Here is a 10,637-nt window from a genome sequence, read left to right as displayed (position 1 = left end):
CCGGCAATGGACTGGATAACCATCTGGATGGCGGGATGGGGAACGACACCCTCAACGGCGGCGCGGGTGTCGACACCCTGATTGGGGGGGAGGGCAACGACAACTACTTTGTAGATAACGCCGGTGACATGGTGGTCGAGCTTGCGGATGCAGGCATAGACACTGTCACCAGCACCACCGACTACACGCTGGGTGAGAATCTGGAACACCTGCTCCTCAAAGGCAGTGCCTTGCTTGGCGCGGGTAACGAACTCAACAACCACCTTACTGGTAACTCGCTTGACAACACTCTGGCCGGCGGTGCTGGGAGTGATGTACTTGTGGGAGATGCTGGTAATGATCGCTACTATTTCAGCCGTGGTGATGGGGCCGACCTCCTGAGTGAGAAAGAGGGCGAAGACCAACTGTTTCTTGGCGGAGGTATTAGCTATGAGCAGTTGTGGTTCAAGCGGCGCAGCAGTGATCTCGAAGTTAGTGTCATTGGCTCAACGGATAAGATCACCGTGAAAAATTGGTACAAAGATGGTTTTTACCAAGTGGAGCAGTTTCATACTAGTGATGGCAAAACCCTGCTCTCCAGCCAGGTGCAAAGCCTGGTCGATGCCATGGCCAGCTTCAGCCCGCCGGCGGCAGGCCAACTGACTTTGCCGGAGGACTACCAGAGCCAGCTACAACCCGTTCTGGCGGCCAACTGGAAGTAATTGCAGTATCGTCTAGTTGTCAGTATCTGCTACCAAGCCGGCTCGATTTTCGGGCCGGTTTTTCTTTTTCAGCTTGGAGTGCTTATCGTCGTGGGTATCTGCCTAGCCTCCGGGGCTGCCTTTGGAGGTGGCGCTGGCTATCATTCATGTTGTGATCGAGAACATTCCTCCCTCACGAGCCGAGAGGACGAAGCGATGAGAAGCGCACACGATCTGGTGCGGGAGGCGCGTAGCCGCATCGTCGAGCTACCGCTGCCCGAGGCGGCGACGTGGCGGCCGGACGGCGTGCTGGTGGTGGACGTGCGCGAGCCGGCGGAGTACGCCGCCGGCCATGTACCCGGCGCGGTCAACCTGCCGCGCGGCGTACTGGAATTCAAGTTGGAGGCGGCGCCGGAGTGGGCCAAGCGCCAGCGTCCGGTGCTGCTGTATTGCCAGACCAGCAATTGCGCCGCGCTGGCGGCGCTGTCGTTGCTGCAGATGGGCTATACCACGGTGCGTTCCATCGCCGGCGGTTTCGACGATTGGGTCGCCGCGGGGCTACCGGTGGAAAAACCGGCGCTGTCGGCGCCGCGCTGAGCGGGCAGCGCACCCAAAAAAAAGCGGGAAGGCCGCAGGCCTTCCCGAAACGCTTCGTTGCAAGGGGTGAGTGCCGGATCAGCGCTCGACGATCAGGCGCGAGCGCATCTCCAGGTGCAGCGCGTGGCAGAAGTGGGTGCAGTAGCACCAGTAGATGCCCGGCTTGTCTGCCTTGAAGGTGACCGACTTGGTCTCCTGCGGGTTGACGATGAAGTTGACGTTGTACTTCGGAATGGCGAAACCGTGGGTGAGGTCTTCCACCTTGTCGAGGTTGGTCAGGATCACTGTCACCTCGTCGCCCTTCTTGACCTTGAATTCCCTCAGGCTGAACGCCGGCGCCTGCGAGGCGAGGTGGATTGTCACCTTGTTGCCGTGGCGTTCGACGCGGCTTTCCTTCGGGTCTTTCAGCGCCAGCGGGAAGTCGTCCAGGTTGTAGACCTGGCGCGTCTTGATCTTGTCGCGCTTGACGATGATGAAGTCGTGCGGCTCCGGGTACACCGGGTGGTCGGCGACGTGGATCATCTTGTCGCCGCTGATGTCGACCAGCTGTTCGTTTTCCGGATGCAGCGGGCCCACCGGCAGGAAGCGGTCCTTGGAGAACTTGCAGCCCACCGCCAGCCACTGGCCGTCGGCCTCGCGCGTCTCCGACATCGAGGCGTTGGTGTGGCCGGGCTGGAACTGCACGTCGAGGCGGTCCACCACGTACTTGGCGTTCTTGTCGCCGCCGTAGAACTTGATCGCCTCGGCGACGTTCCACTTCACCATCTGCGAGTCGAGGAACAGCGTAGTGTAGGCGTTGCCGCGGCCGTCGAAGGCGGTGTGCAAGGGGCCCAGACCCAGTTCCACTTCGGCGGCGATGGTCTTCTTGATGTCGTCGAGCTTGCCGTCGAACCAGGCCAGCACCTTCTCCAGTTCGATCACGGTGGCGGTCGGCGACAGCTTGCCGGCGCAGATGAAGTACTTGGCGTCCGGGCTGGCGTTGACGCCGTGCGGGTTCTTCGGCACCGGCACGTAGGCGGTGAGCGCGGTCTTGGGGTCGGCGTTGGCGGCCTTGGTGCCGTCCACCACCGGGACTTTCGAATCGCCGACGGTCTTGAACTTGCCGTCCTTCACCGCCTGCTCGATGCGGGCGATGTTGAAGAACACGCAGGCGTCGCGTTCGGCCGACATCATGTCTTCGTAGTGGATGCCGTTCTCGGTGTTGTACTGGTTGGAGGCGGCGAGCTTGCCGTCGTACGAGGTGGCCACCAGGTCCATGTTGCCGTCGACCTTGCACTGCCAGCGTACTTCCATGGTCTCGGCGTCGACGCAGGTGAACAGCGCGCCGTATTTCTCCGGCGACTCGAGGTCGCGGCCGTCGTTGGGGTGCGGGATGTGGAATTCGCTGCCGCAGAACACGCGCGTGGTGTGGTCGACGTTCTGGTCCACCGGGTCGCGCTTGTCCGGGAAGATGCCGTGGAAGCCCTGCACGTTGGGCAGTTCGGTGATCTTGTCGCACTCGAAGGTGTCGAGGCGGATGCGCGCCAGGCGCGAGTTGATCTTGTCGTTGACCCAGGCGTAGCGGCCGTCGTAGGTGCCCTTGGCGTAGGAGGCGTGCACGTGGTGGGTGTCGCCGACCATGTACTTGGGTGTGCCGTCCGGCTTGGTGCCGAGGATGGCCTTGGATTCGTTGGTGATGCCCCAGCCGCTCATGCAGTCCATGTTGAACACCGGGATGCGCTTGATCTCGCGCCCCGACGGCAGGCCCAGCACGCGCATCTCGCCGGAGTGGCCGCCGGACCACAGGCCGTAGTAGTCGTCGAGCTGGCCGGGCAGCTTGTGCGGGTTGTGCCCGGCACCGTGGGCCGGTGCCGTTGCCGCAGCGCCCGCGCTGCTGTCGGCGGCCGCCTGGGCGCCGCCATCCTTGCAGGCGCTGAGCCCGGCACTCAGGCCGATGCCAGCCAGCCCCAGCATGGTCGAGGTGCCGAGGAATTGGCGGCGGCTGAGGTCGGACACGGATTCTTCCTTCGCCATAATTTTCACTCCAAGTGTACTGAAATAGCGTGTTTTATGATTTTGAAATTCGCCGCTATTGCAATCCTTTTGACCCTGCGCTGGAATTGACGCGCATCAAGCCTTTAAAAGAAACCGTCCGGGTGCCGTTTTAATGGCGCGGGCAGCGGGTAAAATGGTGCTGTCGATTTTTTCGGTTTCCGAATTAAGGGGATAAGCATGAAAAAGAAGGTTCTGGTTCTGGCCCTGTTGAGCCTGGTGACGCTGGCGGCCTGCGGCAAGAAAGAGGCGGCAACCGAGGGTGCCGCCCAAGCGGCGGCGACTCCGGCAGCGGCGCCTGCCGCAACCACCACGGCGGCGGCTGATCCGGCGCTGAAGGCGGGCGAGGATGTGTTCAAGAAGACCTGCGTGATGTGCCATCAGACCGGTGCCGCCGGCGCGCCGATGCTCGGCAACAAGGGCGACTGGCAGGCACGCGTGGCGCAGGGCAAGGACACCCTGTACAAGCACGCGCTGGAAGGCTTCACCGGCGAGAAGGGCGCGATGCCGGCACGTGGCGGCAACAGCGCGTTGTCGGACGCCGACGTCAAGGCGGCGGTGGACTACATGCTGTCGAAGGTATCGTAAGAGCGCCTATTTCATTAGGCGGCTGCGCCTTTGCATCTTGAGCGCTGGCGGTGCTCGGAATCCTCATGTACTCCGTGTACATTCCGGTTCCTGTGCTCCGGCAGCACTCAAGCTGCTGTGGCTCGCTCGCCTACTGAAACAGGCTATACGCGCCGTGTGGTGCATCCAGACAGTGTCGAAACGGCGGCCGTGGCCGCCGTTTTTTATGGCTGCGGCGTGTCAGCCGGCGGTGAGCAGCGGGTCGTGTCCCAGCGCAGCGAGCAGCCGCCGCACGTTGTCGGCCAGCGGCCGTCCCGGCGTGGTGACCGGGTCGGGGCGCACGACGCCGCCGGCATCGTGCAGGTGATGCGGGAAGGTGGCGAGTTCCGGGTGCAGCGGCGCGGTGTCGAGGCGCAGAATATGGGCGCCGTATTTCCAGATGAAACTATATTCGCTATTCGACGCCGCTTTGATCTCGAGCAAAGTGCCATTTAATAACTCGAGGGAAATGGCGTCCTGGAATAAGTTAATATCGCCGGCCAATATTTCGCCGTAATCGTCGATAATCGCATCGCGCAGCATTTCGTAATCAACGGCGCTTTTCATGCTTTCTCCAGGCTGAGTGTCATTTCGTCGCGCACTGCCAAAAATTGCTGCTGCAATTGCCGGGCAGACAGGTAATCGTCATAAGCCGGGTGTTCCGCCAGGCGCGCGCCGTGGATGGCGTCGAGCAAGGCCTCCTCGCTGTCGACGGCGTAGCGCGTCAGGATTTCGCGGCGGCTTTCGCGCAGTTGGTACATCAGTTTGGACAGGCCGTCGATCTCGTCGGCGAGCGGGGTGTCGACGTCGCGGAAGAAGTTCTGGTAGGACATGGTGATCTCACATATGGCTGTCGTGAAGGGCGCCGCCGTCGAGCCCGACCATGTCGGCCTTGATCTCGGCGAACGCCAGGACCTTGCCGCCGAAGCGTTTGGCGAAGGCGTCGGCTTGGGCACGTTGGCCGAAGGGTACCAGCGTCGCCCCCATCGAGCCCTGCTGCGACGAGCCCTGCACGTAGAACGCCTGGTGCGCGTCGATCCAGTCCGCTTTGGCGGCCTGGCCGTGGGTGGCGCCCATGTCCTGCACGTAGAGCGCGGTGATGCGCTTGGCCTGCTCCGGCTTGAGGTAGAGCGAGAACATCTCCACGGTGTCGCAGAAGAATTCCGGTTTGCCTTGGGCGTAGTGGATCTGCGCCTTGGAGCCGGGGTAGTCGGCGAGCAGCATGCCGTCGAGCGCGCAGGCGGTGTCGGGCTTGATGGCGAGCGGGTCGGTCTTGGCGGCGCGTTCGTCCTGGCAGGCGGCGAGGCCGGCCAGCAGCGCCGCGAGCGTGAGCGCGGTGCGTAGTTTCATCGGAATCTCCACAGGGCGACGGCGAGCGGGGCCACGATCCAGCCCGTCAGCAGGCCGCCCAGCAACAGCGGTTGGGTCATGAGGTCGGGCAGCACGCTGCCCAGTCCGTAAAAGGCGCGCAGCTCGTCGCTGCCGAACATGTTGAGCGCGCGGAACAGGTCGGCCGGGTTGAGCAGCATCAGCCAGGGCAGCAGCGAACCGGCGGGGCCGTCGCCCTGGATCACCAAGAGCCCCAGCAGCAGCAGGTCGAACACCAGCACGAAGAAAAACCACAGCGCGATCGCGGCGCCGGAGGCGCGGGTGCGGTCGCCGCAGAGCACCGAGACCAACAGCGCCAGCGACAGGAAAGCGAGCCCCAAGAGCAGCGCCGAGAGCATGAAGCCGGCGTAGTGGTAGAGCGCGGCGAAGGGCAGGCGCGTGGCGAGCAGCACGCCGGCGACGCCGAAGCCCGCCAGCGTGGCCATGCTCAGCGCGGCGGCGAGGCCGCTGTACTTGCCCAGCAGCAGTTCGGCGCGGCTGATCGGCAGCGACAGCAAGAGTTCCAGCGAGCCGCGTTCGCGCTCGCCGACGATGGCGTCGAAGCCGAGCAGCAGGGCGATCAGCGGGATCAGGTAGATCACCAGGCTGACCAGGCTGGCGATGGTGACTTCGATGCCGCGCAGGCCCACTTCGCCTTGCTGGGCGGCGCCGAAGTAGGCGATCACCAGCGCGAACAGGGTGAACACCGCGCTCACCGCCAGCACCCAGCGGTTGCGCAGGCGGTCGCGGAATTCCTTGGCGGCGACGGTACGGATGGCGACGAGGTCGATCATGGCGTCACTCCCGCGTAGCCCAGAATCACGTCTTCCAGCGAGGGCTCGGCCAGGCGCACGTCGCGCACCGCCGCGCCCAGCGCCGCCACTTCCGCCAGCAGCGCCATCTTGGCCAGGGGCGGGCAGGCGAGCTGCAACTGGCCGGCGTCCGCCGCCTGCCGCAACGGGGCGTGGCGATCGAGCCGGGCCAGTTCGTCCGCGGTAAGCGGGCGGCTGGTGCTGAGCGTGACGCCGAGCGGCAGCGCGGCCGCTTCGCGCAGTTGCGCCACGCTGCCGAGCGCGGCGAGCTTGCCGGCCTTGAGGATGGCGACGCGGTCCACGCGCTGCTGGATTTCGGCCAGGATGTGCGAGGTCAGGATCATGCTCACCCCCTGCGCGCGCAGCTCGGCGAGCAACTGGTAGAAGGCGTGGATCGCCTCGGGGTCGAGGCCGTTGGTCGGCTCGTCGAGGAACAGCAGCTGCGGGTCGCCGAGCAGCGCCTGCGCCAGGCCCAGGCGTTGGCGCATGCCCTTGGAGTAGGTGCCGACGCGGCGCTGGGCGGCGTGCGCCAGGCCGACCTTGTCCAGCAGCGGCACGACCTGTTGTGCGTTGGCGCCCTTGAGGCGGGCGAAGTAGGCCAGCGTCTCGGCGCCGCTCAGGTTGTCGTACAGCGCCAGCTGTTCCGGCAGGTAGCCGATGCGGCGGCGTACGGCGCGGAACGCCGCGCCGCGGGTGGGCGTGCCCAGCACGCGCACGCTGCCGGCGCTGGGTTCGAGCAGCCCCAGCATCATCTTGAACAGGGTGCTCTTGCCGGCGCCGTTGTGGCCGGTGAGGCCGAACAGCTCGCCGCGTTCGACGCGGAAGCTGACGCCGTCGACGGCGGCCAGCGTCCCGAAGCGGCGTTCGACCTGGTGGAGTTCTATCACGGGTGGGTTCATGGTGGGCTCACTGCGAAGTAAAGCGGTAGCGCGGCGCACTCCACGCCGCCCAGCCGGGGTGGTTCGGGCGCATTGCCGGATGCGGGTCGAGCACACTGGGGGCGCGCAGCAGCGGGAACTGGCGTGCGATCAGGCGCAGGCTCTGTACCGCCGGGCTGTTGAGCAGCAGCTTGGCGGCGGGATAGCGCCACAGCAGGCGGTCGACCAGGTCGTTGGCCTGGTAGGGCACGTCGCCGCGGCCGTCGCCGTCGCGGTCCCAGCCCAGGTAGTCGCTCCAGTGGTTGCCGCGCGGCGGGCCCCATTCCTCGTCGCGCGAGCCGACGTAGCGGATCTGCTCGCGGTTGGCGATGAAGTCGTTGTCGGTCACCACGTTGCGCACCGAGCCCGCCGACAGGTGCACGCCGACCTGGTTGCCGATCACCAGGTTGCCGCGCAGCGTGTTGTACTCGGCGTCATAGACGAACAGGCCGCGCGCGTTGCCGGCCACCACGTTGTTGGCCACGACGGAGTCCTGCAGCGTGCGCAGCATGATGCCGTGGTCGGAATTGCCCCACACGTGGTTGTTCACCACCACCTGGTTGCGCGCTTCCATCAGCGCCAGACCGCCGCGGTTGTGGTAGACCTCGTTGCCTTCCCAGCGGTTGTAGTAGGAATTCATGTAGTGCGTGCCGTAGCGCGCGTCGTGGATGGTGTTGCCGCGAAACAGCGCGTGGTGCGAGACGTCGACGTAGATGCCGTCGCGCACGAAGCTGATGCGGTTGCCGACGATGGCGGCGCCCTCGGTGTTGTAGAGCTGGATGCCGTTGCCGCGGTTGACCGAGGCGTAGTCGCGCTTGCCGGTGATGAGGTTGTTCTCGATGCGCGCGTCGCGCACCTTCTCGATCCACAAGCCGAACAGGCAGTAGCTGAGGTCGTTGCCGCGCACGGTGACGCGGTCGGCGCCGGGCTCGAGGTAGACGCAGGCGTTCTGCGCGCCCAGGTCGTCGCCGCTGTCGCGCACGATGAAGCCTTCCACGCGCACGTCCGGCGCGGCGATGCGGATGGTGTCGCCACGGTTGCCGCCGGACAGCGTCGGCCGCCCGATACCGCGCAGCGTCAGCGGCTTGGCGAGGCGCAGGTTTTCGCGGTAGAGACCGCGCGCCACCTCGACCGTGTCGCCAGGGGCGGCGCGATCGAGCGCGGCCTGGATCGATCCTCCCGGCGCCACTGTCAGCACTGCGGCCGATACCGGGCCCGCCAACAGCGCCAACAGCAGCGCGCTTCGGCCAACCTTGTACCGGCCCGGGCTCACACCGTTTCCTTCTTGGGCTGCGGGCGGGCCGGCTTGGACTCGGCCGGCAGCGGGGTGATCGGGATGAAGTAGCCGTCCTTGCCGATCGGCGTCAGCGCCTGGCCGGCCTTGGTACGGCGCTTGCGCTCCTGCGCCAGCGGCGGGCAGGCGTGGTCGTCGTAGTACATCACCATGCAGTCGAGGCAGAGCAGGCATTCCTTCTGGTCGATGCGGCCCTTGTCGTCGATGGCGAGCGAACCGCAGCCTACCGCGCAGGCGGCGCACGGACCGCACTCGGCCTTGCGCTTGAGGCCGAACAGGCGGAAGCGCGACGGGATGGCGAGGCTGGCGCCGAGCGGGCACAGGTACTTGCAGAACGGACGCTCGACGAACAGCGACACGCCGACGATCAAGGTCCAGAACAGCACGAACGGCCAGCTGCGGTGCAGCACCCCGACCAGGAAGGTGGTCTTGAACGGCTCGACTTCGGCCAACTGCTCGGCCAGCGTCATCGAGTACAGCGACACCCCCAGCAGCTCCAGGAACACGCCGTACTTGAGCCACTTGAGGCGGGCGTGCAGGCGCGCGTTGGGCTTCTTCTGGAAGCGCTTGAGCGGGGTGGCGGCGACGATCTTGTACAGGCCCTCGGTGAGCGAGCCGAACGGGCACAGCCAGCCGCAGAACAGCCCGCGCCCCCACAGCAGCACGCTGAACAGGATGAACCACCAGAAGATGAAGATCAGCGGGTCGGACAGGAACAGCTCCCAGCGCCATTCGCCGATGAGCGCGTGCACCCAGGTCAGCACCTGCGTCACCGACGGTTGCGCCATGGCGCCGAAGCCGACGAAGCCGACGCTGATCGCCCAGGCGGTGTATTTCGGAATGCTGACCCAGCGCTTGTCCTTGCGCGAGGAGCGGCGCACCAGCTTGTCGCGCAGGGCGTAGGTCAGGCTCACCGTCAGCAGGAAGGCGACGAACCCGGCGATCTGCCAGCGCTTCTCCTTCCACACCTTGAGCCAGGTCGGATCGGGGCGCTCGACGTGCGGGCGGCCACCCTGCAGGTAGCGCGCCGGCAGCCAGTACTCGCGCTCGAAGGCGGCGAAAGTCTTCTGCGCGGTCTGCTGGTCGATCTTGTTGCCGAGGAACACCAGTTGCCACGGGTAGGCGGCGGAGAAGTTCGGCGCGTGGCGCACGATGAAGATGCCCGACTCGTGGAAGGCCGGCGCGCCGCGTGCGGCGATGTCGTACAGGTTGAGGTAGTCGAGGTCGCGGAAGGTGTAGCTGTCGAGATCCTGCTGCACCTGGATGCGGTCGTAGATGCCGCCGCGCACGAAGCCCGAACCCTTGAACGACTCGCTGCCGTCGTTGACGATGAACAGCGCGTGTTCGCCGGGCTGCAGGCGTGCCATCAGGCTCTGGTAGCCCGATTCGCCGAGGATCGCGCGCCCCACCGTGGGCTGGTTGAGGTAGCCGAACCACAGGTCGAGATAGGGGCGGGCGTCGTCGGGCAGGCCGACTTGCTTGCGGCTGACGGTGAGGTGCTGCACCGCGCCTTCTTCGGCCAATTTGGCCCAGTCGGGCTTGTCGGCCGGGTCGAGGAAGCGCGCCGCCGGCTTCGGCTGCGACTTGACGATGCCGACCTGGCGCGCCACGTTCATCGCCGACTTCATCATCACCTGGTTCTGCGCGATCACCGTCACCGTGGCGCCGGTGATGCCGTCCAGCCCGGCGTTGCCGGCATCGCTGCCCTTGCCGATCTCCAGCTTATCGGTGACGTGCTTGCCGAGGTACTGGCGCGTGAAGCGGGTGAGCTCGCCCTCCGGGATGCCCAGCAGCAGGATCGGCTCGCTGTGCTTGAGGATTTTCGAGCCGGTGTAGCGCCCGGCGTTGTCCATGCCGATCAGCGTCACCACCGGCTTGCCGGAGTAGGCCGGGATGTCGACGATATCGGTGGACAGGAACACGAAGCCGACGCGCTCGCGCCGGCCGTTGACGGTATGGTACCCCTCGACGAAGGGCGGCTTGCCCTGGCGCTCGGAGAAGCTGTCGGCGCCGGGCAGCACGTCGCGGCACGGCGCGTAGTCGCACAGCCGCGGGGAATCGAACAGTTCGGGGGGCAGCTTGGCTTCGTAGGAGCCGGATCCGGCCTCGGCGGCCGTCGCCAGCAGCAGGCCGCAACACAGGGCGGCGAGGCGGAGCAGGGCTTTCATGGTTCTGGGCTTTCGCGGAAATTGCCATCCGGTCGTGCCGAGGCGACGCTCGGCCAGCCGGGTGGGCAGGATGACGGCATGATAGAAGCTGGCGCTTGGGAGCGACTTGATCTGAGATAACCGAAGCCGGAGCGGGGCGGGCGCCGCGGCAATCGGCCGCAGCC

11 protein-coding genes are annotated in these 10,637 nt (G+C 65.8%); 3 read left to right on the top strand and 8 right to left on the bottom strand.

The features are described 5' to 3' along the window. Together B9N72_RS21060 and B9N72_RS03585 are read left to right on the top strand one after the other, a co-directional pair. Nucleotides 1-701 (top strand): calcium-binding protein (locus tag B9N72_RS21060; RefSeq protein ID WP_200810868.1); only part of this gene is annotated, 701 nt, incomplete at its 5' end. 195 nt (nucleotides 702-896) lie between these two features. Beyond that, complete coding sequence (locus B9N72_RS03585; RefSeq protein ID WP_085275070.1) at nucleotides 897-1,277, top strand: rhodanese-like domain-containing protein; 381 nt, start codon at nucleotides 897-899, stop codon at nucleotides 1,275-1,277. Nucleotides 1,278-1,355: 78 nt separating this feature from the next. On the opposite strand, the gene nosZ is transcribed toward B9N72_RS03585, so the two are convergent. Beyond that, nucleotides 1,356-3,290 (bottom strand): TAT-dependent nitrous-oxide reductase, encoded by a 1,935-nt coding sequence (nosZ, locus tag B9N72_RS03580; protein ID WP_085275069.1) that lies wholly within the window; start codon nucleotides 3,288-3,290, stop codon nucleotides 1,356-1,358. A 198-nt stretch (nucleotides 3,291-3,488) separates the two neighbouring features. Here nosZ and B9N72_RS03575 point away from each other — a divergent pair, with 198 nt between their 5' ends. Continuing rightward, nucleotides 3,489-3,896, top strand: coding sequence for a c-type cytochrome (locus B9N72_RS03575; RefSeq protein ID WP_085275068.1), 408 nt, complete (start codon nucleotides 3,489-3,491; stop codon nucleotides 3,894-3,896). A 219-nt stretch (nucleotides 3,897-4,115) separates the two neighbouring features. Here B9N72_RS03575 and B9N72_RS21055 read toward each other — a convergent pair whose 3' ends face one another. The 7 genes from B9N72_RS21055 to B9N72_RS03540 are packed head-to-tail and all read right to left on the bottom strand — an operon-like array spanning nucleotide 4,116 to nucleotide 10,473. Beyond that, nucleotides 4,116-4,481, bottom strand: a complete 366-nt coding sequence (locus tag B9N72_RS21055; RefSeq protein ID WP_159453013.1) for a toxin-antitoxin system TumE family protein — start codon at nucleotides 4,479-4,481, stop codon at nucleotides 4,116-4,118. Next, nucleotides 4,478-4,747 carry a hypothetical protein gene (locus B9N72_RS03565; RefSeq protein WP_085275066.1) on the bottom strand — a complete coding sequence of 90 codons (270 nt, stop codon included), beginning with the start codon at nucleotides 4,745-4,747 and terminating at the stop codon, nucleotides 4,478-4,480. The genes B9N72_RS21055 and B9N72_RS03565 overlap by 4 nt, the downstream gene beginning before the upstream one ends. 7 nt (nucleotides 4,748-4,754) lie before the next feature. Further along, nucleotides 4,755-5,264 carry a nitrous oxide reductase accessory protein NosL gene (locus B9N72_RS03560; protein WP_085275065.1) on the bottom strand — a complete coding sequence of 170 codons (510 nt, stop codon included), beginning with the start codon at nucleotides 5,262-5,264 and terminating at the stop codon, nucleotides 4,755-4,757. Continuing rightward, nucleotides 5,261-6,076, bottom strand: coding sequence for an ABC transporter permease subunit (locus tag B9N72_RS03555; protein ID WP_200810867.1), 816 nt, complete (start codon nucleotides 6,074-6,076; stop codon nucleotides 5,261-5,263). Before B9N72_RS03555 ends, B9N72_RS03560 begins: the two co-directional genes overlap by 4 nt. Beyond that, the gene (locus tag B9N72_RS03550; protein ID WP_234985871.1) at nucleotides 6,073-6,981 is read right to left on the bottom strand and encodes an ABC transporter ATP-binding protein; all 909 of its coding nucleotides are present in this window, start codon (nucleotides 6,979-6,981) and stop codon (nucleotides 6,073-6,075) included. Before B9N72_RS03550 ends, B9N72_RS03555 begins: the two co-directional genes overlap by 4 nt. A 19-nt stretch (nucleotides 6,982-7,000) precedes the next feature. Then, nucleotides 7,001-8,284, bottom strand: a complete 1,284-nt coding sequence (locus tag B9N72_RS03545) for a nitrous oxide reductase family maturation protein NosD (RefSeq protein WP_085275063.1) — start codon at nucleotides 8,282-8,284, stop codon at nucleotides 7,001-7,003. Further along, nucleotides 8,281-10,473, bottom strand: coding sequence for a NosR/NirI family protein (locus tag B9N72_RS03540; protein ID WP_085275062.1), 2,193 nt, complete (start codon nucleotides 10,471-10,473; stop codon nucleotides 8,281-8,283). The genes B9N72_RS03545 and B9N72_RS03540 overlap by 4 nt, the downstream gene beginning before the upstream one ends. Nucleotides 10,474-10,637 lie beyond the last annotated feature (164 nt).

The sequence above is a fragment of the Pseudogulbenkiania subflava DSM 22618 genome (assembly GCF_900177275.1).
GTDB classification, from domain to species: domain Bacteria; phylum Pseudomonadota; class Gammaproteobacteria; order Burkholderiales; family Chromobacteriaceae; genus Pseudogulbenkiania; species Pseudogulbenkiania subflava.
This window is presented reverse-complemented; position numbering and strand designations above follow the sequence as displayed.